Source organism: Achromobacter sp. 1011811831, assembly GCF_059760905.1.
Genome location: NZ_JCBANG010000033.1, coordinates 39,202 through 60,796, shown reverse-complemented (window position 1 = coordinate 60,796; position 21,595 = coordinate 39,202). Strand labels below are relative to the sequence as shown.

The following is a 21,595-nucleotide window of genomic DNA, read 5'->3' as shown; positions in this document are numbered from 1 at the left end:
GGCGCCGGCGGTGTTGCTGCCGGCTGCCGGCGGCGTGGTGGCCTGGCGCTGCTGCGTCACGTTGCTGGACTGGCGGCCCACGCTGCTGCCGCCGCCGGCGCGGCGCGCCTCGGCGTCAAACGACGCAGTCACCAGCGCAGCGCCGGAAACGGCGATCAGCGCTGCGGCGAAAAACCGCGAAAGACAGAATTTGGTCATGGTTGGTGTGCTCCTCGTACTCGCGAAGGCGGCGCCCCGTAGCGCCGCAACCGCGACTTTTCCTTACAACAATCTGAATTGCATAAGAATAACGGACAAGATCCCGCCCCACAAGTTCCCTGTGGGTAAGGGGATCGTCCGAAAAAAGGTGGGGTCAGCCCAGGCGCACGCCCTCGTGCAGCGCGGCGATGCCGGCGGTCAGGTTGAAGTACTGCACGCGCTCCAGGCCGGCCGTGCGCATCATGTCGGCCAGGGTTTCCTGGTCGGGATGCATGCGGATCGATTCCGCCAGGTAGCGGTAGCTGGCCTCGTCCTTGGCGACGGTCTTGCCCAGCCAGGGCAGCACGTTGAAAGAATACCAATCATAGACCGGCGCCAGCGGCTTGGCGATGCGGGAGAATTCCAGCACCAGCAGCTTGCCGCCCGGCTTGAGCACCCGGGTCATCTCGGCCAGGGCGCGGTCCTTGTGGGTCATGTTGCGCAGGCCGAAGGCCACGCTGACTCGGTCGAAATAGCCGGTGGGGAACGGCAGGCGCTCGGCGTCGCAGACGGCGGCCGGGACGATCTGGCCGGCGTCCATGAGGCGGTCGCGGCCCACGCGCAGCATGGAATCGTTGATGTCGGTCAGCCAGACTTCCCCGTCCGGGCCCGCGCGCTTGGCGAAGGCGCGCGCCAGGTCACCCGTGCCGCCGGCGATGTCCAGCACCTTCATGCCGGGGCGGATCGCGGCGCGGCCGATGGTGAAGGCCTTCCAGACGCGGTGCAGCCCGGCCGACATGAAATCGTTCATGATGTCGTAGCGCTGGGCCACGGAATGGAAGACTTCGGCGACTTTGCGGGCTTTGTCGCCTTCCGGCACGGTCTGGAAGCCGAAATGCGTGGATTGCGAGGCGGAATCCGCGGAATGTTGCGATTCGGAGGGGGTTTGCATGGTGAATTCCCGATATATCGCCCAATGGTAGCCTATCGGACGCCCGCAGGCGGCCCGCCACTCGCCATACTATTGCGCTACGGTCACATACCTGAAATATTGCGGCCATACTATCGCAATGTTCGCGCCGCGCCGGCGCTCCGCATCGTGCCCAAACAGCCACCATGTCCAGCACCATTCTCGTCGTCGAAGACGAACCCGCCATCCAGGAACTGATCGCCGTCAACCTGTCCTTCGCCGGACACAAGGTGCTGCGCGCCTTCGACGCCGACCAGGCCCAGACCCTGATCCGCGCCGAACTGCCCGACCTGATCCTGCTGGACTGGATGCTGCCCGGCACCTCCGGCCTGGCCGTCGCGCGCAAGCTGCGCAACGACGAACGCACCCGCGCCGTCCCGGTCATCATGCTCACCGCCAAGGGCTCCGAGCAGGACAAGGTCGACGGCCTGGAAGCCGGCGCCGACGATTACATCACCAAGCCCTTCTCGCCCAAGGAGCTGATGGCCCGCATCAAGGCCGTGCTGCGCCGCCGCGCGCCCCAGCTCACCGACGACGTCATCGACGTGGGCGGCCTGAAGCTGGACCCGGTCACGCACCGCCTGTCCGGCAACAGCCAGTCGCTGCAGATCGGCCCCACGGAATTCCGCCTGCTGCATTTCTTCATGACGCATCCGGAACGCGTGTTCTCGCGCTCGCAGCTGCTCGACCAGGTCTGGGGCGACCACGTGTTCGTCGAGGAACGCACCGTCGACGTCCATATCCGCCGCCTGCGCAAGGCGCTGGAGCCCAGCGGCCACGACGCCCACGTCGAAACGGTGCGCGGCAGCGGCTACCGCTTCACGGCACAGGTTCCCGCACGCTAAGACTTCCCCCCACGATGATCTGGCTGCGCACCCTTTTCCTGGTCGCCCTGTGGGCGGTCGCGGCGCTGCTGGCGCACTGGCTCATCGGAGACCCGGCAGGCTGGATCGTCTTCAGCGTCGCCGTGGTCGCCATGCTGCTGTGGCGCAGCTGGCGGCTGCACCTGGTGTCCCACTGGGCCCACCATCCCGATACGTCCCCGCCGGCCTCGGTCGGCCCCTGGGACGACATCCTGGCGCCGCTGTACCGCTACACCCGCGCCCGCGCCCGCGAGCTGACCGAGACCCGCGACACCATGCAGGGCATGCTGGCCGCGGCCCAGGCCCTGCCCGACGGCGCCGTCACGCTCAATGAGGATTTCCAGATCGACTGGTGCAACCGCATGGCGCGCCAGCATCTGGGCCTGCGCCTGCCGGCCGACCGTGGCCACAACCTGCTGAACCTGCTGCGCGCGCCCGAGTTCGTCGAGTACGCGCACCGCGCTTCCTGGCCCGATCCCATCCTGGTGCGGCTGGGCCAGAATGGCCAGGAACGGCTGATGATGATGCAGCTCACGGCCTACGCCAGCAACCAGCGGCTGCTGATCACCCGCGACGTTACCCAGATCGAACGGCTGGAAACCACCCGCCGCGACTTCGTCGCCAATGTCTCGCACGAGCTGCGCACGCCGCTGACGGTGCTGGCCGGCTTCCTGGAGACGCTGCGCGACATGCCCGACGACGCCCTGCCCGCCGAGCAGCGCGCGCAGTACCTGGACATGATGCATGAGCAGGCCCAGCGCATGCAGGCCATCGTCGAGGACCTGCTGACGCTGTCCACGCTGGAATCATCGCCCGGCGGCGACCCGCGGGCGGTGAACATCGGCGCGCTGCTGCAGAAGGCGCGCCAGCAGATCGAAGCCCTGTCCGGCGGACGCCATGTGCTGGAATGGCATGTGGACGAATCCCTGGACGTGCTGGGCGCGGAGACCGAGCTGACCTCGGCGCTGTCCAACCTGCTGACCAACGCCGTGCGCTACACCCCCGACGGCGGCACGATCACCGTGCGCTGGGAACGCGAGGACGACGGCGGCGCGCACTACAGCGTGCAGGACACCGGCATCGGCATCCCGGCCCGCCACATCCCCCGGCTGACCGAGCGCTTCTACCGCGTGGACCGAGGCCGTTCGCGCGCCGTCGGCGGCACCGGCCTGGGCCTGGCCATCACCAAGCACATCGCCATGCGGCACGACGCCGAACTGCTGATCAGCAGCGAGCCCGGCAAGGGCAGCACCTTCGCGCTGCGCTTCCCGCCCGAACGGATCGCGGTGGACGGCAGCGTCTGATTTCACGGCGCGATGCGCCGCGCGCGCCGGCCGGGTGGTAAATTCCGGCCATGCGCATCCTGGTCATCGAAGACGAACCCAAGCTGGCCGACTACCTGAAAAAGGGCCTGTCGGAGCAAAGCCATGTCGTGGACCTGGCCCGCGACGGCGTGGACGGCCGCCATCTCGCGCTGCAGGGCAACTACGACCTCCTCATCCTGGACGTCATGCTGCCCGGCGTGGACGGCTTCGAGATCCTGGCCTCGGTGCGCGAGCACAAGGACACGCCCATCCTCATGCTGACCGCGCGCGACGCCGTCGAAGACCGCGTGCGCGGGCTGGAAGGCGGCGCCGACGACTACCTGGTCAAACCCTTCGCCTTTTCCGAATTCCTCGCGCGGGTGCAGGCGCTGCTGCGCCGCGGCCGCGCGCAAGAGCCTTCTGTCCTGCGCCTGGCCGGCCTGGAACTGGACCTGGCCCGACGCCGCGCCCAGCGCGACGGCCGCCGCCTGGACCTGACCGCCAAGGAATTCAACCTGCTCGTGCTGCTGCTGCGCCGCCAGGGCCAGGTGCTGTCGCGCACCACGCTGGCCGAGCAGGTCTGGGACATGAATTTCGACAGCGACACCAACGTCATCGACGTGGCGGTGCGCCGCCTGCGCGGCAAGCTCGACGATCCCTTCGACGCCAAGCTGCTGCATACCGTGCGCGGCATGGGCTACGTGCTGGAATCACGCCCCGAATGAGCGGCCGGGCCGCGACCGGCGCGTCGCCCACGGAATCCGGCCCGGGGCCTGAACCGACGCCCGCCGGCCGGACGCGCTCCATGCAGGCGCGGCTGACGCTGCTGCTGGGCGCCATCGCGCTGCTGGTCTCCAGCCTGGCCGGCGCCACGCTGTTCTGGGCGCTCAAACGCGAGGTCGCGCGCCAGGAGATCACCGAGGTCACCGGCAAGTTCGAACTCATCGAACACCTGGTCGACATGCAGAGCAACGCGCGCGGCATGGACGAGCTGGCCGCCGCGCTGGACAACATGCGCGCGGGCCACGGCCACCTGGGCATCTGGATCGAGGACAGCCGCGGCCGCCAGGTATATGGCGGCGAGCCGCCGGTCATCCTGGAACGGCTGGCAGGCAACGAAGTGGAGCTGCACGCGCCCGACGGCTCGCGCATGCGCGGCTTGCGCGTGGCGCTGGACGAGCGCCTGGCGCCAGGCGCCGTCCTCACCGTGGCCGTGGGCGTGGGCGCCGGCGCGCGGCTGCTATACGCCTACGGCACCGCACTGCTGCTGATCTGCGCGCTCTGGGTCGGCGCCACCGTGATGCTGGCAGCCTGGGCCGTGCGCCGCAGCATGGCGCCCGCCCGCCGGCTGTCGGAACAGGCGGCGCGCATCCAGCCCGACAACCTGGCCCTGCGCCTGCCACTGCACGACACCGACCGCGAATTGCAGGATTTCGTGCGTTCCTTCAACCGCACGCTGGACCGCCTGCAATCGGCCTACCAGCAAATGGAAGGCTTCAACGCCGACGTGGCCCACGAGCTGCGCACGCCGCTGGCCACCCTGATCAACGGCACCCAGGTCATGCTGTCCTCGCCCCGCGACGCGGCCGAGCTGCGCGATGCGCTGGAATCCAACCTGGAAGTGCTGGAAGACCTGAAGACCATGGTCAACGACATGCTGTTCCTGGCGCGCGCCGACCGCGGCGAACGCGCCGCCGACCGGTCCGCGATCTCGCTGGCCGCCGAGGCCCGGCGCGTGGCCGAGTACTACGACGCCGCGCTGGAAGAACGCAGCATCCGCCTGCGCTGCGAAGGCGACGCAGCCGTCGCGGCCAACCCCGGTCTGGTGCGCCGCGCGCTGGCCAACCTGATCTCCAACGCCATCAAGGCCACCCCTCCCGGCCATGAGATCCTGCTGCGCTGCGAGCCCGTCGCCGGCGGCGCGCGCGTGGAAGTGCGCAACCCCGGCGCCTCCATCGCCCCCACCGACTTGCCCCGCATCTTCGACCGCTTCTTCCGCGCCGGCCAGGGCCGCGGCCCGCGCAGCGAGGGCCATGGCCTGGGCCTGGCCATCGTCCGCGCCATCGCCCGCATGCACGACGGCGACGTGGACGCCCGCTCCACCGCCGGCGAAACCGTGATCGGCATCACGCTGCGCGCTCCGACCAACAAACCAGCCGCCACGCCCCAAGCCGCCGACGCACCACCCACGCGCCAATAACGCCGCCGCGCCACCGGCCCAACACCAGGCCAACGCCCCATCAATCGGCCGCTGATGTCCAAGATTCCCAAAGAACGCACCCAGCTCCTCGCCCCCCAATCGCGTCCTCGAAGCTAGATCGCACAATCCAGACACGCCCTCCCCAAGCCAGGCCGCGTGGATCCGGCTACGCCGGTCCGCAGCGGCGCCCCCTTGAGGGGGAAGCGCCAACGGCGCTTCGGGGGTGGGCTCCATTACAGAAAAGTAATCTTTGCGACAGAGCCGGGTCACCCCGGTTTTTCTACATTGCCATCATCGCCACTCCTGCAAGAAAGGACCATCGTGAAAGGCAATCTGCTCCGCACCTCCCAAGCCGCCGTCGGCGTCGCGCTTCTGGCCATCGGCCTCGCCCTGCCTGCCCACGCGGCCGGCGAACACGGCGGCGGCCATGGCGGCCACGCCATGCCGGCTGCCGCGGCCTCGATCGGCAAGCCCGGCGACCCCGCCCGCGCCACCCGCACCGTGGACGTCGACATGGCCGACAGCATGCGCTTCACCCCCGACCGCATCGAGGTCAAGGCCGGGGAAACCGTGCGACTGAACGTGCGCAACTCCGGCAAGATCCGCCACGAACTGGTGCTGGGCACGGACGCCGACCTCAAGGCGCACTACGACATGATGATGAAGGACCCCGGCATGCGCCACGAGGAAGCCAATTCCATCTCGCTGGACGCCGGCAAGAGCGGCCAGATCGTGTGGCGCTTCGACAAGGCCGGCACCGTGTCCTTCGGCTGCCTGGAGCCCGGTCACTACGCGGCGGGCATGAAGGGTTCGGTCACTGTGATGTAAGCCCCCCGAAGCGCTACGCGCTTTCCCCCAGGGGCGCAGCTACGGACCGGCGGAGCCGGATCCGTGTTGCCCTGCTCGGGACGAGTGGGGTCCGCAGTGGCGCTTGGGCTTCACGGCAACTATGCCGTGGACACGAATCGCTCCGCTACGCGGCATCCCATTGAGGCAACCCTTGTTCCTGCGCTGCGGGTTTTGCGCAGCACCATGGATGACTAAATGAAAGACACACTCCCCCCCATCGGACGCCGCCGCTTCGTTCAGGGCCTGGCCGCTGGCGGCACGCTGGCGGCGCTGGGCGGCTGGCGCGCGGCGCTGGCGCAGCCCGCGCGGCAGGCCGCCGAATTGCGCGGCACCGAGTTTCATCTGGAGATCAGCGAGACACCGGTCGATTTCACCGGCAAGGCCCGCATCGGCACCACGGTCAACGGCCAGGTGCCGGCGCCGCTGCTGCGCTGGCGCGAGGGCGATACCGTCACGCTGCACGTCAGCAACCGGCTGCGCGAGCAAAGTTCCATCCACTGGCACGGCATCCTGCTGCCCACCGACATGGACGGCGTGCCGGGCCTGAGCTTTCCGGGCATCGATCCCGGCCAGACCTACACCTACCGCTTCGACGTGCGCCAGAGCGGCACCTACTGGTATCACAGCCACTCCGGCTTCCAGGAACAGACCGGCCTGTACGGCGCGATCGTCATCGAGCCGCGCAGGCGCGACCCAATCGCCTTCGACCGCGAGCACGTGGTGCTGCTGTCAGACTGGACCGACGAAGATCCGATGAGCGTGTTCCGCAAGCTGATGGTGCAGCCGGACTACTACAACCGCATCCGTCCCAGCGTGCAGAGCCTGGCGCGCGAAGCCGAAACCAAGGGCTGGGGCGCGGCCTTGTCGGAACGGCTGATGTGGGAACAGATGCGCATGACGCCCACCGACCTGGCGGACGTCTCCGGCGCCACCTACACCTTCCTGACCAACGGCGCCACGCCGGCCGGCAACTGGACCGGCCTGTTCAAGCCCGGCGAGCGGGTGCGGCTGCGCTTCATCAACGGCTCGGCGATGACCTACTTCGACGTGCGCATCCCGGGCCTGAAAATGACCGTGGTGGCGGCCGACGGACAGGACGTGCGACCGGTGGAAGTCGACGAGTTCCGCATCGCCGTGGCCGAGACCTACGACGTAATCGTCGAACCTGCCGAGGACCGCGCCTACACCATCTTCTCGCAGGCCATGGACCGCTCCGGCTACGCGCGCGCCACGCTGGCGCCGCGCCCCGGCATGCAGGCCGACGTGCCGGCGCTGGACCCGGTCCAGCTGCTGACCATGATGGACATGGGCATGGCCCACGACATGAGCGGCGGCATGGCCGGCATGGATCATGGCGCGATGCAGGGAACGAGCCCGGCCAGCGCGCCGGCCGCCCCGGGCATGGATCACGGCGCGATGCCGGGCATGAACCATGGGGCGATGCCCGGCATGAACCACGGCGACGCCGCCGGCTCGGGCGGCATGGTGGAGGTCAAGCACCCCTACCCCACCGAACGCGGCGTGGGCAATTCCATGCTGCCCGACGTGGTGTCGACCCGGCTGGACGATCCCGGCGTCGGCCTGCGCGACAACGGCAGACGCGTGCTGACCTATGCCGACCTGCGCTCCATGGTCGAGCCCGCCGACAATACGCCGCCCACCCGCGAGATCGAACTGCACCTGACCGGCAACATGGAACGCTACATGTGGTCGATCAACGGCGTGAAGTTCTCCGACGCCAAGCCCATCGTGCTCAAGCATGGCGAGCGCGTGCGCTTCGTGCTGGTCAACGACACCATGATGACCCACCCCATCCACCTGCACGGGCTCTGGAGCGATCTGGAATCGGCCGACGGCGCCTTCCAGGTGCGCAAGCACACGATTTCGCTCAACCCCGCGCAGCGCCTGACCTATCGGGTCAGCGCTGATGCGCGCGGCAAGTGGGCTTACCACTGTCATTTGCTGTATCACATGGAGGCCGGCATGTTCAGGGCGGTCGTGGTGGAGTAGACGATGCGACACAAGACACAGAACCGTATTCCCGCCACCGCCCGATATGCCGCGCTGGCGCTGGCCGCCAGCCTGGCCGGCCCGGCATTGGCGCAATCCGGCGGCATGGACCATGCCAACATGCCTGGCATGAATCATGGCGCCGCCATGCCCGCGCCGGCCTCATCCGGCGCGATGGACCATTCCAGCATGCCCGGCATGAACCATGGCGCCGCCACGCCCGCGCCCGCCTCATCCGGCGCGATGGATCATTCCAGCATGCCCGGCATGAACCATGGCGCGGCGTCGTCCCCGACCGCGCCGCCGGTGGGCAGCCTGCCGTCCAGCGACGGCACGGACGCGCGCGGCTACGACAACTATGGCATCCGTCCTCACATGATGATGATGGACAACATGCCGGCGGCGCAGCTGCTGCTCGAGCGATTCGGCTGGTCGCGCAACCGCGACGGTCAGAACGCACGCGAATGGGAAGGCCGCTTCTGGTACGGCACGGCGACCAATCGCCTGACGATCAAGAGCGAAGGCGAGGCCGAGAATGCCAACGGCGGTTCCAGCGGCCGCGTCGAGGCGCTCTGGAGCCACGCGATCACGCCGTTCTGGGACCTGCAGCTGGGCGCGCGCCGCGATTTCGGCACCGGCCCCAAGCGCAACTGGGCGGCGTTCGGCATCGAAGGCATGCTGCCTTACCGGATCGAACTCGAAGCGACGGGCTATGTCGGCCCATCCGGGCGCACGGCGCTGGGGCTGAAGGCGGAATACGATCTGCTGCTGACGCAGCGGCTGGTCTTCACGCCCGAGCTCGAGGCCAGCCTCTATGGCAAGAGCGACCCCGAGCGCGGCATCGGCTCCGGCCTGTCCTCCGGCTCCCTGTCGCTGCGGCTGCGCTACGAGGTCACGCGCCAGTTCGCGCCGTATGTTGGCGTATCCTTCGAACGGAAATTCGGCCAGACCGCCGACTATGCATCCGCGGCCGGCGCCGGCCGTTCGCAAACCGCGATCATGGCCGGCATACGGTTCTGGTTCTAGAGGGGATGAGCCCCCCCGAAGCGCTCGCGCGCTTCCCCCCAGGGGGCATGCCTGCGGACCGGAGGAGAACCCCCCCCAAGCGCTCGCGCGCCTCCCCCGGGGGCATGCCTGCGGACCGGCAAAGCCGGCTCCGCGGCATCCCGATAGTGCGGCGCGCCAAGTTGGGGCGCCGGAATAATTGCAGTTGAATCTTGATCATAGGAGCACTGATGACCATCGCCCCTCTCGTCCGCCGACTCGTGCTTGCCGCCGCCCTGGGTCTGCCCGGCCTGGCCGCGGCCCAGGCGCCCACGCCCGTGGAGGTCTGGAAGACGCCCACCTGCGGTTGCTGTGAAGACTGGGTCAAGCACATGCGCGGCAACGGTTTCGCCGTGACCACGCATGATGTCTCGGACACCGGTCCCATCCGCCGCAACGCCGGCATGGCCGACCATGGCTCCTGCCATACGGCGGTCGTCGGCGGCTACGCCATCGAAGGCCATGTGCCGGCCAGCGACGTGCGCCGGCTGCTGCTGGAGAAACCCGACGCCGCCGGGCTGGCGGCGCCCGGCATGCCGCTGGGCTCGCCCGGCATGGATGGCCCGGAGTATGGCGGACGCAAGACGCCGCACGACGTGCTGCTGGTGGACAAGCGCGGCGGCTCGAAGGTGTTCCAGGCCTATCGATAGGACGGATCCGTCAGCGCCGGCCACGGACGGGACGGGCCGTGGCCGCCCGGGGAGGCCCTTGCCGCGACGGCGGGATCCGCGCGTTGAAACAATTCACCCACAACGCGCCAGGGGGTTCTCCTTGCACCGCAGCAAAAATGCGCCACAATCAATCAAACGCATTCCCCACCCCTCCCCCAGGCAGTCATGGCACAAATCGTCCTGTTCGAGAACATCCACCCCAGCGCCCGAGCCGTCTTCGAGGCCGCTGGCTACACCGACATCGTCACGCACGCCGCGGCCCTGCCGCCGGCCGAGCTGCGCGGCGCCCTGAAGGGCGCGCAGGTGGCGGGCATCCGTTCTCGCACCCACCTGGACGCCGGCCTGCTGTCCGACAACCCCGACCTGCGCGTCGTGGGCTGCTTCTGCATCGGCACCAACCAGGTCGACCTGGACACGGCCATGCAGCGCGGCATCCCGGTGTTCAACGCCCCCTTCTCCAACACCCGGTCGGTCGCCGAGCTGGTATTGGGCGAGGCCATCCTGCTGCTGCGCCGCATTCCTGAAAAGAACGCCCGCGTGCATCTGGGGCATTGGGACAAGAGCGCGTCCGGCGCCTTCGAAACGCGCGGCAAGACGCTGGGCATCGTGGGCTACGGCAACATCGGCTCGCAGATCAGCACGCTGGCCGAAGGCCTGGGCATGCGCGTGGTGTTCCACGACGTGGAAGCCAAGCTGCCGCTGGGCAATGCGCGCGCCGCCAGCTCGCTCAACGAGCTGCTGGAGCAATCCGACGTGGTCACGCTGCACGTTCCGGGCGGCAAGTCCACCGAGAACATCATGAACGCCGAGACCATCGGCCGCATGCGTCGCGGGTCCATCCTGATCAACGCCTCGCGCGGCGCCGTGGTCGACATCGACGCGCTGCACCAGGCGCTGAAGTCCGGCCATCTGGCCGGCGCGGCGCTGGACGTGTTCCCCACCGAGCCCAAGGGTCCGGACGAACCGCTGGACAGCCCGCTGATCGGCCTGCCCAACGTGATCCTGACGCCGCACATCGGCGGCAGCACGCAGGAATCGCAGGAGAACATCGGCCGCGAGGTGGCCGAGAAGCTGGTGCGCTTCCTGCAGGCTGGCACCACCAAGGGCGCGGTCAACTTCCCCGAGCTGCCCTACTTGGAACGCGGCGAGGGCACGCGCATCCTGCACGTGCACCGCAATGCGCCGGGCGCGCTGGGCACGCTGGACAACCTGATGGCGCAGCACGGGCTGAACATCGTCAGCCAGACGCTGCAGACCAAGGGCCAGATCGGCTACGTGATCACCGACGTGGAAGGCCAGGTCGACGACATCGTGATGAGCACGCTGCGCCAGCACCCCATCACGGTCCGCTGCGACCGGCTGTAGTCCGCGCCAGCCGCAATGCAAGCGCCCCATCCGGGGCGCTTTTTTCTTGGCGGCCGGGATCAGGGTTCGGCGGCGGCCGCCAACAGGCATTCGGCGATCTTGCCGCGCATGCTGCCGGGCTCGAACGGCAGCCGCCCGATCAGGCCGATCTCGCGCTGGAACGCGGCCTCGCCCAGCGGCAGCAGACGCAGGCCCGTCGTGTCCAGGCGGCGCAACCTTGGCAACAGCGCCACGCCCAGGCCGTGGCGCACCATGTTGGCGATGGCCTCGATCTCATCCAGTTCCACGGCCTCGTGCACGCGGATGCGCTGCTTCTTCAGGAACAGATCCACCACGCGGCCGCCGAAGGAAGCGCGGTCGTAGCGGATGAAGGGCTGCGTGGCCAGCAGTTCGCGCCACGGCGCCTCGGGCATGGCGGCGGGCACGGCCAGCGCCACCGGCTCGGACAGCAAGGGCTGCCAGCCCAATTCCGGCGGCAGCGCGAAAGGCGGACGGATCAATACGGCCAGATCGACTTCGCCGGCATCGACCTGCCCCAGCAAGGACAGCGACACGCCCGGCACGATGCGCACGCGCACGTCGGGATACTGGGCGCGGAACAGGCCCAACGCGCGCACCAGCAGATCCTGCTGCACCGAAGCGATGGCGCCGATGCGCAGCGACCCGCTGACGTGTCCCGCGCCGCCGGCGCTGGCCATGCGCTCGGCCATGGCCACCAGCTCCTCGGCCTGCGGCAGCATCTCGCGCCCGTGGACGTTCAGCACGGCGGCGCGCGCGCCCCGGTCGAACAGCTCCACGCCCAGGTAGTCCTCAAGGCGACGGATCTGCGCGCTGACGGCGGACTGGGTCAGGCCCAGCTGGGCGCCGGCGCCGGTGAAGGTGCCGTCCCGCGCCACCGCGATGAAGGTCTTGAACTCTTTGATCACTATCAATATTTTTGATGCTAAGGCACAAAAAATATCGTTTTTCAATCGAAAAAACAATACCTAAACTAGCCGTTCATGCCAAGGCACGAGCGCCGCGATGCCAGCCGGACCCTGCATCCGGCGCCTCCCGGCAAGCCGCGCCAGCAGATTCCCCGACTACCCAGCCTCCCTGGAGACTACGCATGACCGCTCAGACCAACCTGCCGCCGTTCCACCTGGCCTTCCCGGTGCGCGACCTGGAAGAAGCCCGCGCCTTCTACGGCGTCAAGCTCGGCTGTCCCGAGGGCCGCAGCTCGCCCGAATGGATCGACTTCAATTTCTACGGCCACCAGATCGTCGCCCACCTGGCGCCCAGCGAGTGCGGCCACAAGGCCACCAGCGCCGTGGATTCGCATAATGTGCCCGTGCGCCATTTCGGCGCCGTGCTTTCCATGGAACAATGGGAAGACATGGCCAAGCGCCTGACCGATGCCGGTACCGAGTTCGTGATCGAACCGTACATCCGCTTCAAGGGCGAGGTCGGCGAACAAGCCACCATGTTTTTCCTCGACCCGTCGGGCAACGCGCTGGAATTCAAGGCCTTCAAGAACCTGGATTCCCTGTTCGCCAAATAATCTCTCCAATCAGGTTTCGTGCCGTTGAACGCAATCCCCGCACCACCTTCTCCGGCCGAAACCCCCTGGCGCATCGAACCGCAGGGCGACCGCAGCCTGATCATTTCGTTCGGCGACCAGATCGACGCCGCGATCGGCCGGGCCTGCCTGGCGACGGCGCGCATGTTGCGCGGCGCGCGCCTGCCCGGCGTGACCGACGTGGTGCCATCCTTCTGCACGGTGGCGATCCACTACCGCCCTGACGCCAGCGCCGGCAGTCCCTGCCATGGCGCGCTGGCCGAGCGCATCGGCCAGTTGCTGGCCGGCGGCATCCCGGAAGGCGAGCTGGGTGGCCGCGAGATCGACATCCCTGTCTGCTACGGCGGCGAGCACGGCCCCGACCTGGCCGAGGTCGCGGCAGCGGCCGGCCTGACGCCCGATGACATCATCCGGCTGCACAGCGAGCCGCGCAGCATGGTCTTCATGCTGGGCTTCGCTCCCGGCCACGCCTACCTGGGCGTGCACGATGAACGCCTGAACATCCCGCGCCGGCCCTCGCCGCGCACCGCCGTGCCCATCGGCTCGGTGGCCGTGGCCAACCGCCAGACCGTCATCTATCCCAACCGCCTGCCCGGCGGCTGGAACATCATCGGCGCCACGCCGCTGGCCATGTTCGACCCGGCCCGCGAACCGGCCGCGCTGCTGCAGCCCGGCGACTCGGTGCGCTTCGTGCCCATCGCCGAGGACGAATTCCAACGCCTGCGCGAGGCCGGCGCATGAGCCTGACCGTAATCAAGCCCGGCATGCTGTCCAGCTTCCAGGACCGCGGCCGCGACGGCTACCAGCACCAGGGCATCCCCGCCGCCGGCGCCATGGACGAGCGCGCGCACCGGCTGGCCAATGCGCTGGCGGGCAACGAAGGCGACCGCGCCACCCTCGAAATCACGCTGACCGGGCCGGCGCTGCGCTTTGACGCCGCCGCCTGTTTCGCGCTGGCCGGCGCCGACCTGGGCGCGCAGCTCAACGGCCAGGACCTCCCCATGCACCGGCCGCTGGTCGCCCGGCCCGGCGACACGCTGGCCTTCGGCGCCCGTCCCGCTTCGGGCGCGCGCGCCTACCTGGCCGTGCATGGCGGCTATGCGCTGCCGCTGGTGATGGGCAGCCAGACCACCTATCTGCGCAGCGGCTTCGGCGGCTTCCAGGGACGCGCCCTGGCCCGTGGCGACGTGCTGCCGCTGCACGCCCCGCTGGACGCCGGGCGCGACCTGGCGGCGCTGCAGGAAGCGCTGTGGCAGATCCGCGTCTACCTGCCCGCCACGCTGGCCGGCAAGCGGCGCGACACCATCCGCTTCCTGCCGGGCCGCCACTGGCATGAATTCTCCGACGCTTCCCGCGCCGCCTTCGCCGGCCAGGCGTTCCGCATCAGTCCGCAGTCCGACCGCATGGGCTACCGGCTGCAGGGGCCCGCGCTGGCCATGGCGCAGCCGCGCCAGACGCTGTCGGAAGCGGCCTGCTTCGGCACCGTGCAGGTGCCATCCGGCGGCGAAGCCATCATCCTCATGGCCGACCGGCAGACCACCGGCGGCTATCCCAAGATCGCGCAGATCGCCTCGGTGGACCTGCCCGCGCTGGCGCAATCGCTGCCCGGCCAGGAGCTGCGTTTCCAGCAGATCGAGCTGCACGAGGCGCAGCGCCTGGACGTCGAGCGCGAACGCGCCTTCGCCCAGCTGCAGGACGCGCTGGCGCCGATGCGCGCGCTGCTCTGACACCATCGGCGCCCGCGGGCGCCGCCCCACTCCGGACCAGGAAGACCACTATGAATCCCAGCATCGACTTGAACTGTGACATGGGCGAAAGCTACGGCGCCTGGGTGATGGGCAACGACGCCGCCGTGCTGCGCTACGTCAGCTCGGCCAACATCGCCTGCGGTTTCCACGGCGGCGACCCGGCCACCATGCGCAAGACCGTGGCCGCCGCCCTGGCCCAGGGCGTGGCGCTGGGCGCGCATCCCGGCCTGCAGGATCTGTCCGGGTTCGGCCGCCGCGTCATCCCGACCAGCCCGCAGGAAGCCTACGACCTGGTGGTCTACCAGCTCGGCGCGCTGGCGGGCGTGGCCGCCTCGCAGGGCGCGCGCCTGCACCACGTGAAGGCGCACGGCGCGCTGTACAACATGGCGGCCAAGGACGAAGGCCTGTCGCGGGCCATATGCCAGGCGGTCAAGGACGTGGACGGTACGCTGGTGCTGTACGGGCTGGCCGGCAGCCGGCTGGTGAGCGTGGCGCGCGAGATCGGCCTGGCCGCCGCCAACGAGGTCTTCGCCGACCGCAGCTACCAGGACGACGGCTCGCTCACGCCGCGCGGCAAGCCCGGCGCCATGATCGAGGACGTGGACCTGGCCGTGGCGCAGGTGGTGCGCATGGTGCGCGAAGGCAAGGTGCGCTCGGTGGACGGCAAGGACGTGGCGGTGCAGGCGGACACGCTCTGCATCCATGGCGACCAGCCCAACGCGCTGGTGTTCGCCAGCGGCATCCGGCAGGCGCTGGAAGACGCCGGCATCGAAGTGCGCGTGCCGCGCGCCTGAGCCGCCCGCTATCGGAACCCGCGGCGGGCAGGTCCGGCGAGTTCAGGGGCGGCGCAGAACCGGGTCAGGCCCGCCGCAGCCGCGGCGCCTGCTCCTCGGCATCCTGTTCCGAGGCATGGCGATAGGCCTGCAGGATCCCGGGCAGCACATCCTGCACATAGCCGCGCGTCAGCTCGGCCGCGCGCTCGAAATCACGCCCGTCCAGGGCCTCGATGATGCCCGAGGTATAGCCATGGATGCCGCCCTGCTCCATGGACTGGCGCGCCAGCAGGTAGCGCAGCGGCTCGACCTGCTCGTACAGCTTGGCCAGCGTGCTGGCCAGCGGCGCGTTGCCGGTATGGCGGGCCCCGGCTAGGTAGAACTCGCGCAGGCCGCCGATGTAGGCACGCACGTCGCGCCGCGTCAGGGCGGCGGCGACGACCTCTTCGTAGTCGCGCAGTTCGGCCACCAGTGGCGCCAGATCGTCCATCTCGGCGACCTGGCGGATGCAATAGGCCTCCAGCTCGGCGCGCAGCAGATAAAGATGGCGTATCTGTGTTTCGGAATAGAGCGTTACCCGGAATCCCTTGCGCTGCACATGCGTCACCAGGCCGCTCAACTCCAGCAACCGCAATGCTTCCCGGATGGGGCTGCGGCTGGTGCCGAAACGCTGCTCCAGTTCCTGTTCCCGCAAGGGCTGCCCGGGCCTGATAGTGCCGTCCACTATCAGTTCACGAATCTGTTCCTGTAGGAAATACGGAATCGTGGCGGGCGCTTTGACGTCCAATCGGCTCCCCTTGTTACTGCGTGATGCGTGTGTGAGATGCGAGAAGATACTCGAAATTTATTGAAACACAAATAGGAAAATTGTTGCAGAGCATGGACACATTCAGGGGCGGATCAATCCCAATCGTCGCGATACACGAACTTGGGCATCTGCCAATTGAAGCGCAACGCCAGCAGCCGCAGCGCCAATCCCACGGGCAAGGCGATCAGCACGGCGGCATTCGCGTTCAGCCCCAGCGCCTGCACGCCCAGGTATAGCCCGCCCGTCACCACCGACACGCTGGCATAGAGTTCCTTGCGGAACAGCAGCGGCACTTCGTTGCACAGCACGTCGCGCAACACCCCACCGGCGCAGCCGGTGATCATGCCGCTGATGATCACCACCGTCACTGGCAGCTGCATCAGCTGCGCCACCTGGCAGCCGATCACCGTGAACGCCACCAGGCCCAGCGCGTCGGCCAGCAGGAACAGGCTGCGCAGGCGCCGCATCACCGGGGCGATCAGCGCCGTCAGCAGCGCCGCCCCGGCGGTCATCCACAAGTATTCGGGATGGATCACCCAGGTCAGCGGATAGTGGCCCAGCAGCACGTCGCGCAGCGAACCGCCTCCCAGCGCGGTGACGCAGGCGATGATGCAGACTCCCATCCAGTCCATGTCGCGGCGGCCAGCGGACAGCGCCGCCGTCATGGCTTCCGCCACGATGGCCACCAGGTACAGCGTGTGCAGCAGGACGGGCGAAATATCGGAAAACATGGAACGGGCCGGGAAAATCGAGGCTCCCATTGTATTGAGCCGGCGCGCCGGCCGGGATCCGGATCGCGCCGCGCGGATCCGCCGGCGCCGGCCAGGCGTTGACGTGGGTCAAGCCCCGACGGGACGGACGGCGGGACAATGAAGGCGTGCCCGCGAGGGCGGCACAGGCTGGACCGCGGATGCGGGATCCGCTGCCCCGGCCCCAATACGGGAGAAAACCTATGTCCAAGCAAACCGGCCCCATTCTTCTGGCCACGGACCTGAGCGCGCGGGGCGACCGCGCGCTGGACCGGGCGCTGCAGCTGGCCAAGGAACGCGGCACCCAGCTGATCGTGCTGCATGTCATGGAGTCGCACGGCGGCACCGCCAGGCTGACCACCCCCGTCTGGCGGCGCCTGTCGACCGATCACAAGGCGCTGGCCGAACGCGAGCTGGCCGAGGACCTGGCGGCTTCGGGCGTCTCCACCGAAGTAGTGGTGGTCTCGGGCGACCCGCTGGTCCGCATCCTGGAAACCGCCGACGCCTATGGCTGCTCGCTGATCGTCACCGGCACGGCGCGGGACGAGACCCTGGGCCGGCTGCTGCTGGGCAACACGGTCGAGAAGCTGGCGCGCCAGGCCCGCCAGCCCGTGCTGGTCGTCAAGAACCGCCCGCGCCGGCCCTACCGCGACGTGCTGGTGGCCACCGATTTCTCGGCCGGTTCGCGCCAGGCGCTGCGCGCCGCGCTGTATCTGGTGCCCGAAGCGGACCTGACGCTGTTCCATGCCTACGACGTGCCCTTCCAGGGCAAGAACGTGCCGGACGAAGCCGTGACGCGCAATTTCTACAAGGCGGCGGAACAGAATTCCAGGGAATTCCTGGCCGAAACGCCCGAACTGGCCGAGCGCGCCCGGCCCAAGGTGGTGCTCGAATGCGGCCAGCCGGAAACGGTGCTGTCGGAGTATTCGTTCAACCACCGGTCCGACCTGGTGGTCACCGGCACGCACGGCCGCACCGGCATCCTGCGCACCGCCATCGGCAGCGTGGCCGAACGGTTGCTGGAGTCGCTGCCCAGCGATGTCCTGATCGTGCGCCTGGCCGCCGGGGAATAAGTCCCCCGCCGGCGACAGCCCGATCAGCGGCTGTCGCCGTCCCTGACCATGTCCTCGATGCGATCCCGCAGCAGGTGCAGCAGCACCAGGCCGGGCACGGCGATCAGCACGGTGATCAGGAAGAAGCCCGGCCAGCCGAACAGCTCGACCAGCGGCGGCGTGAGCGGTCCGGCCAGATAGGTGCGCCCCACCGCCGACAAGGCCGACAGCAGCGCGAACTGCGTGGCCGAGAAGCGCTGGCGGCACAGCGCCATCAGCAGGCCTACGAAGGCGGCGGTGCCCAGCCCGCCGCACAGGTTCTCCAGGCCCACGCCGGCGGCCATGAGCCACAGGCTGCGCGGGCTGACGGCGATCAGCCAGTACGCCAGGTTCGACACGGCCTGCAACAGGCCGAAGACCATCAGCGAACGGTACAGCGTCCAGCGCGCCATCAGCATGCCGCCGGCCAGCGCGCCCACCACCGTGGCGGCGATACCCATGATCTTGTTGACGGTGCCGACCTCGGTCGGCGAATAGCCCGCGCCGCGCAGCAGGAAGGTGGTGGACAGCGCGCCGGCGAACGCATCGCCCAGCTTGTACAGCACAATCAGCAGCAGCACGGCCAGCGCGCCGCGCCGCGTGAAGAACTCGCGCAGCGGCTCGGCCACCGCCTGGCGCAGGCTGCGCGGCGGCGGCGTCAGCACCTCGGGCTCGGGCGCCCACAAGGTGGCCAGCGCGCAGGCCAGCATCAACGCACCCATCAGCACGTAGGTATGGCCCCAGCCCAGCCACTGGTCCGCCAGGATCAGCGCCAGCCCGCCGGACACGATCATGGCCAGCCGGTAGCCCATGACCTTGATGGCCGCGCCCGCGCCGCGCTCGTCCTTGCGCAGGACGTCGGTGCAATAGGCGTCGAAGGCGATGTCCTGGGTGGCCGACAGAAAGGCCACCGTCACGGCCAGCAGGGCCAGCGGCAGCAGCGCCGACGACGGCGACAGCAGGCCCATGGCCATGATGCCCAGCGCCAGCAGCACCTGCGTCAGCAGCATCCAGCCGCGCCGGCGGCCCAGCAGCGGCGGCGCATAGCGGTCCACCAGCGGCGCCCACAGGAATTTGAGGGTATAGGCGGTGCCGACCAGGGTCAGGAAGCCGATCTGCTGCAGCGGCACGTTCTCCACCGTGGCCCAGGCCTGCAGGGTGCCGCTGGTCAGCGCCAGCGGCAGCCCGCTGGCAAAGCCCAGCACCAGCAGGGGCGCGACTCGGGGACTGGCGTAGACGTTGGCTGCGGCGGTAATGGCAATCTCCTGGAACTGGCCGCGCCGCGCGCCGTGCATGGACAACAGGCACGCGCTCTCGGCGTGCCGCAATTGTAGGACGTGGCGGGCAGCGGCGTCAGTCGGATCCGTCAGTAACGGATCCGCCGCCGGATGTTCCGTGCGGCAAGGACCGCGCGGCCAGGACATGCGCCAGGAAAAACCGGCTTCGCCGCGCCCTAGCCCGCCGCGAAGCGGTAGACCGCCAGCGTGCTGCGCCAGCTGGGCATCAGCTTCACCTCGCGCGCCTCGTTGAAGGTGGCGCGCTCCAGGATGCGCAGGCCCAGCTCGCCGGCCAGCTGCTCGAAATCGCGCAGCGTGCACAGGTGGATGTTGGGCGTGTTGTACCACTGGTAAGGCATCTGCCCCGTCACCGGCATGCGGCCGCGCAGGATGGCCCAGCCGTGCGGCCAGTAGCCGAAGTTGGGAAACGAGACCACGCCGTGCCGCGCCACCCGCGCCATCTCGCGCAGGATGTGCTCGGTGCGGTGCATGGACTGCAGCGTCTGCGACAGCACCACGGTGTCGAACTGCTTGTCGTCGAACAGCGCCAGCCCGTCTTCCAGGTTCTGCTGGATCACTTCCACGCCGCGCCGCACGCAGGAGATCACGCAGGTGTCGTCCAGCTCAACGCCGGCGCCGCGCACCTGGCGGTGGTCGCGCAGGTGCGCCAGCAGCGCGCCGTCGCCGCAACCCAGGTCCAGCACGCGGCTGCCCGGTTCGATCCAGCTGGCGATGCGGGCCAGGTCGGGCCGCAGCGCGTCGGCGGCATAGCGCGGGATGGCGGTCGTCATGCGGAAGGTCCTTGGTTCTGCGCGGCGGCGTCCAGCTTCAGATCGCGGGCGATGCGCTCGTAATAGCCGCGCACCACCGCGTGATAGCGGGCGTCTTCCAGCAGAAAGGCGTCGTGCCCGTGCGGCGCGTCGATCTCGGCGTAGGTGACCGGGTTGCCGTTCTTGAGCAGGGCGCGCACGATCTCGCGCGAACGCTCCGGCGGAAAGCGCCAGTCGGTGGTGAACGAGACCAGCAGGAAATTGGCCTGCGCCGGCGCCAGCGCGCGCGCCAGGTCGCCGCCGGTGGCGCGGGCCGGATCGAAGTAATCCAGCGCGCGCGTGATCAGCAGGTAGGTGTTGGCGTCGAAATAGCGGGTGAACTTCTCGCCTTGGTAGCGCAGGTACGACTCCACCTCGAACTCGACGTCGTAGCCGTAGTGATAGGCGCCGTTCTCGCCCGGCGCGCGCTGGGCGCGGCCGAATTTCTCGGCCATGTCATCGTCGGACAGATAGGTGATGTGGCCGATCATGCGCGCCACCGACAGGCCACGGCGCGGCACGGTATCCTGCGCGTAGTAGTCGCCGCCGTGGAAGTCGGGGTCGGTGATAATGGCGCGGCGCGCCACATCGTTGAAGCCGATGTTCTGCGCCGACAGGCGCGGCGTGCTGGCGATCACCAGGCAATTGGCCACGCGCCCGGGCAGCGTGATGGACCAGCTCAACGCCTGCATGCCGCCCAGCGATCCGCCCATGACGGCGGCGAAGCGCTCGATGCCGAAGTGGTCGGCCACGCGCGCCTGCGCCTGCACCCAGTCCTCCACGGTCAGCACCGGAAAGGCCGCGCCCCAGGGCTTGTTCGTGGCCGGATTGATACTGGCCGGGCCGGTCGAGCCGAAGCAGGAGCCCAGGTTGTTGACGCCGATCACGAAGAACACATTGGTGTCCACCGGCTTGCCAGGGCCGACCATGTTGTCCCACCAGCCGACATCGCTGGGCGTGTCCGCCGCCTGTCCCGCCACATGGTGCGAGGCGTTCAGCGCATGGCAGATCAGCACCGCGTTGCTGCGCTCGGCATTGAGCGTGCCGTAGGTCTCAACCGCCAGCTCATAGGCGGCCAGCGACTGTCCGCTGGCCAGGGGCAGCGGCTCGTCGAAACGAAGGAAGACGGGAGAAACGAGGCCGACGGAGCCGGGATCAACGGCGTCGGATCGCGTAAGGGTAGCGGGCGCGAACCCGCTGGCCGAATCACCGGCCGGATTCTGGGCAGGAGTGGTCATACAGACCTCTTTAGCTGGATTTATTGGAAGGCGCCCGCAAGCGGATCAGGCAAATCGGCGCCGAATTAGATAATGCCGGAGCATTCTAGCA

Annotated in this window: 21 protein-coding genes, 1 pseudogene and 1 riboswitch; of the genes and pseudogenes, 14 read left to right on the top strand and 8 right to left on the bottom strand. The window is 68.8% G+C overall.

Features of this window, described 5'->3' with window-relative positions; genetic code table 11:
• Together AC6LJ9_RS14795 and ubiE are read right to left on the bottom strand one after the other, a co-directional pair.
• A pseudogene (locus AC6LJ9_RS14795) lies at positions 1 to 198 on the bottom strand (Tim44 domain-containing protein); the annotation flags it as partial.
• A 154-nt stretch (positions 199 to 352) separates the two neighbouring features.
• Positions 353 to 1,129: a bifunctional demethylmenaquinone methyltransferase/2-methoxy-6-polyprenyl-1,4-benzoquinol methylase UbiE gene (gene ubiE / locus AC6LJ9_RS14790; protein ID WP_212320981.1), complete on the bottom strand. Its 777-nt coding sequence runs from the start codon at positions 1,127 to 1,129 to the stop codon at positions 353 to 355.
• Between the two features lie 164 nt (positions 1,130 to 1,293).
• Between ubiE and phoB the strand changes: the two genes are divergently transcribed.
• The 9 genes from phoB to serA all read left to right on the top strand — a co-directional run bounded on the left by phoB (position 1,294) and on the right by serA (position 11,453).
• Positions 1,294 to 1,992: a phosphate regulon transcriptional regulator PhoB gene (phoB, locus tag AC6LJ9_RS14785; protein ID WP_103272227.1), complete on the top strand. Its 699-nt coding sequence runs from the start codon at positions 1,294 to 1,296 to the stop codon at positions 1,990 to 1,992.
• Between the two features lie 14 nt (positions 1,993 to 2,006).
• Entirely contained in the window at positions 2,007 to 3,314 is a 1,308-nt protein-coding gene (phoR, locus tag AC6LJ9_RS14780; RefSeq protein WP_498148132.1) for a phosphate regulon sensor histidine kinase PhoR, read from the top strand.
• Between the two features lie 50 nt (positions 3,315 to 3,364).
• On the top strand, positions 3,365 to 4,039 hold the full coding sequence (locus tag AC6LJ9_RS14775; RefSeq protein WP_212320978.1) for a heavy metal response regulator transcription factor: 675 nt from the start codon (positions 3,365 to 3,367) through the stop codon (positions 4,037 to 4,039).
• Between the two features lie 80 nt (positions 4,040 to 4,119).
• Positions 4,120 to 5,514, top strand: coding sequence for a heavy metal sensor histidine kinase (locus AC6LJ9_RS14770; RefSeq protein WP_498148137.1), 1,395 nt, complete (start codon positions 4,120 to 4,122; stop codon positions 5,512 to 5,514).
• Positions 5,515 to 5,886: 372 nt separating this feature from the next.
• Positions 5,887 to 6,342 (top strand): cupredoxin domain-containing protein, encoded by a 456-nt coding sequence (locus AC6LJ9_RS14765; RefSeq protein WP_249205453.1) that lies wholly within the window; start codon positions 5,887 to 5,889, stop codon positions 6,340 to 6,342.
• 216 nt (positions 6,343 to 6,558) lie between these two features.
• On the top strand, positions 6,559 to 8,373 hold the full coding sequence (locus AC6LJ9_RS14760; protein WP_498148131.1) for a copper resistance system multicopper oxidase: 1,815 nt from the start codon (positions 6,559 to 6,561) through the stop codon (positions 8,371 to 8,373).
• Positions 8,374 to 8,547: 174 nt separating this feature from the next.
• The gene (locus AC6LJ9_RS14755) at positions 8,548 to 9,399 is read left to right on the top strand and encodes a copper resistance protein B (RefSeq protein ID WP_498148136.1); all 852 of its coding nucleotides are present in this window, start codon (positions 8,548 to 8,550) and stop codon (positions 9,397 to 9,399) included.
• A 209-nt stretch (positions 9,400 to 9,608) separates the two neighbouring features.
• The gene (locus tag AC6LJ9_RS14750) at positions 9,609 to 10,067 is read left to right on the top strand and encodes a DUF411 domain-containing protein (RefSeq protein WP_498148130.1); all 459 of its coding nucleotides are present in this window, start codon (positions 9,609 to 9,611) and stop codon (positions 10,065 to 10,067) included.
• 186 nt (positions 10,068 to 10,253) lie between these two features.
• Positions 10,254 to 11,453, top strand: a complete 1,200-nt coding sequence (serA, locus tag AC6LJ9_RS14745) for a phosphoglycerate dehydrogenase (RefSeq protein ID WP_498148129.1) — start codon at positions 10,254 to 10,256, stop codon at positions 11,451 to 11,453.
• Between the two features lie 59 nt (positions 11,454 to 11,512).
• Here the strand turns inward: serA and AC6LJ9_RS14740 are convergent, their stop codons facing one another.
• The gene (locus tag AC6LJ9_RS14740) at positions 11,513 to 12,379 is read right to left on the bottom strand and encodes a LysR family transcriptional regulator (protein WP_498148135.1); all 867 of its coding nucleotides are present in this window, start codon (positions 12,377 to 12,379) and stop codon (positions 11,513 to 11,515) included.
• Between the two features lie 182 nt (positions 12,380 to 12,561).
• On the opposite strand from AC6LJ9_RS14740, the gene AC6LJ9_RS14735 reads away from it, so the two are divergent.
• Genes AC6LJ9_RS14735 through AC6LJ9_RS14720 form a run of 4 tightly spaced genes read left to right on the top strand, consistent with a single transcriptional unit; the run spans position 12,562 to position 15,553 of the window.
• Positions 12,562 to 12,993 carry a VOC family protein gene (locus AC6LJ9_RS14735; protein ID WP_103272221.1) on the top strand — a complete coding sequence of 144 codons (432 nt, stop codon included), beginning with the start codon at positions 12,562 to 12,564 and terminating at the stop codon, positions 12,991 to 12,993.
• A 24-nt stretch (positions 12,994 to 13,017) separates the two neighbouring features.
• Entirely contained in the window at positions 13,018 to 13,752 is a 735-nt protein-coding gene (gene pxpB, locus AC6LJ9_RS14730; protein WP_498148128.1) for a 5-oxoprolinase subunit PxpB, read from the top strand.
• A complete protein-coding gene (locus tag AC6LJ9_RS14725; protein WP_498148127.1) occupies positions 13,749 to 14,738 on the top strand; it encodes a 5-oxoprolinase subunit C family protein in 990 nt (329 codons plus the stop codon). Before pxpB ends, AC6LJ9_RS14725 begins: the two co-directional genes overlap by 4 nt.
• A gap of 50 nt (positions 14,739 to 14,788) precedes the next feature.
• Positions 14,789 to 15,553, top strand: a complete 765-nt coding sequence (locus AC6LJ9_RS14720) for a LamB/YcsF family protein (RefSeq protein WP_103272218.1) — start codon at positions 14,789 to 14,791, stop codon at positions 15,551 to 15,553.
• A gap of 64 nt (positions 15,554 to 15,617) precedes the next feature.
• Here AC6LJ9_RS14720 and AC6LJ9_RS14715 read toward each other — a convergent pair whose 3' ends face one another.
• Both AC6LJ9_RS14715 and AC6LJ9_RS14710 read right to left on the bottom strand, forming a co-directional pair.
• Positions 15,618 to 16,319 carry a GntR family transcriptional regulator gene (locus AC6LJ9_RS14715; protein ID WP_498148126.1) on the bottom strand — a complete coding sequence of 234 codons (702 nt, stop codon included), beginning with the start codon at positions 16,317 to 16,319 and terminating at the stop codon, positions 15,618 to 15,620.
• A 113-nt stretch (positions 16,320 to 16,432) separates the two neighbouring features.
• Positions 16,433 to 17,071: a trimeric intracellular cation channel family protein gene (locus tag AC6LJ9_RS14710; RefSeq protein WP_498148125.1), complete on the bottom strand. Its 639-nt coding sequence runs from the start codon at positions 17,069 to 17,071 to the stop codon at positions 16,433 to 16,435.
• A gap of 221 nt (positions 17,072 to 17,292) precedes the next feature.
• Between AC6LJ9_RS14710 and AC6LJ9_RS14705 the strand changes: the two genes are divergently transcribed.
• Entirely contained in the window at positions 17,293 to 18,162 is an 870-nt protein-coding gene (locus AC6LJ9_RS14705; protein WP_498148124.1) for a universal stress protein, read from the top strand.
• Positions 18,163 to 18,185: 23 nt separating this feature from the next.
• Here the strand turns inward: AC6LJ9_RS14705 and AC6LJ9_RS14700 are convergent, their stop codons facing one another.
• From AC6LJ9_RS14700 to metX, 3 genes are all read right to left on the bottom strand, one after another.
• Positions 18,186 to 19,475: a muropeptide transporter gene (locus tag AC6LJ9_RS14700; protein WP_498148134.1), complete on the bottom strand. Its 1,290-nt coding sequence runs from the start codon at positions 19,473 to 19,475 to the stop codon at positions 18,186 to 18,188.
• Positions 19,476 to 19,633: 158 nt separating this feature from the next.
• Entirely contained in the window at positions 19,634 to 20,248 is a 615-nt protein-coding gene (metW, locus tag AC6LJ9_RS14695) for a methionine biosynthesis protein MetW (protein WP_212319843.1), read from the bottom strand.
• Positions 20,245 to 21,504, bottom strand: a complete 1,260-nt coding sequence (gene metX / locus AC6LJ9_RS14690) for a homoserine O-succinyltransferase MetX (RefSeq protein WP_498148123.1) — start codon at positions 21,502 to 21,504, stop codon at positions 20,245 to 20,247. Before metX ends, metW begins: the two co-directional genes overlap by 4 nt.
• Positions 21,494 to 21,575, bottom strand: a riboswitch (SAM riboswitch). (Overlaps the previous gene by 11 nt.)
• Between the last annotated feature and the right edge of the window lie 20 nt (positions 21,576 to 21,595).

Coding starts and splice junctions, on each gene's coding strand:
- ubiE (WP_212320981.1), bottom strand. CDS start 1,129: ATGCAAACCCCCTCCGAATCGCAACATTCCGCGGATTCCGCCTCGCAA.
- phoB (WP_103272227.1), top strand. CDS start 1,294: ATGTCCAGCACCATTCTCGTCGTCGAAGACGAACCCGCCATCCAGGAA.
- phoR (WP_498148132.1), top strand. CDS start 2,007: ATGATCTGGCTGCGCACCCTTTTCCTGGTCGCCCTGTGGGCGGTCGCG.
- AC6LJ9_RS14775 (WP_212320978.1), top strand. CDS start 3,365: ATGCGCATCCTGGTCATCGAAGACGAACCCAAGCTGGCCGACTACCTG.
- AC6LJ9_RS14770 (WP_498148137.1), top strand. CDS start 4,120: ATGCAGGCGCGGCTGACGCTGCTGCTGGGCGCCATCGCGCTGCTGGTC.
- AC6LJ9_RS14760 (WP_498148131.1), top strand. CDS start 6,559: ATGAAAGACACACTCCCCCCCATCGGACGCCGCCGCTTCGTTCAGGGC.
- AC6LJ9_RS14755 (WP_498148136.1), top strand. CDS start 8,548: ATGGACCATTCCAGCATGCCCGGCATGAACCATGGCGCCGCCACGCCC.
- AC6LJ9_RS14750 (WP_498148130.1), top strand. CDS start 9,609: ATGACCATCGCCCCTCTCGTCCGCCGACTCGTGCTTGCCGCCGCCCTG.
- serA (WP_498148129.1), top strand. CDS start 10,254: ATGGCACAAATCGTCCTGTTCGAGAACATCCACCCCAGCGCCCGAGCC.
- AC6LJ9_RS14735 (WP_103272221.1), top strand. CDS start 12,562: ATGACCGCTCAGACCAACCTGCCGCCGTTCCACCTGGCCTTCCCGGTG.
- AC6LJ9_RS14725 (WP_498148127.1), top strand. CDS start 13,749: ATGAGCCTGACCGTAATCAAGCCCGGCATGCTGTCCAGCTTCCAGGAC.
- AC6LJ9_RS14720 (WP_103272218.1), top strand. CDS start 14,789: ATGAATCCCAGCATCGACTTGAACTGTGACATGGGCGAAAGCTACGGC.
- AC6LJ9_RS14710 (WP_498148125.1), bottom strand. CDS start 17,071: ATGTTTTCCGATATTTCGCCCGTCCTGCTGCACACGCTGTACCTGGTG.
- AC6LJ9_RS14705 (WP_498148124.1), top strand. CDS start 17,293: ATGTCCAAGCAAACCGGCCCCATTCTTCTGGCCACGGACCTGAGCGCG.
- AC6LJ9_RS14700 (WP_498148134.1), bottom strand. CDS start 19,475: ATGCACGGCGCGCGGCGCGGCCAGTTCCAGGAGATTGCCATTACCGCC.
- metW (WP_212319843.1), bottom strand. CDS start 20,248: ATGACGACCGCCATCCCGCGCTATGCCGCCGACGCGCTGCGGCCCGAC.
- metX (WP_498148123.1), bottom strand. CDS start 21,504: ATGACCACTCCTGCCCAGAATCCGGCCGGTGATTCGGCCAGCGGGTTC.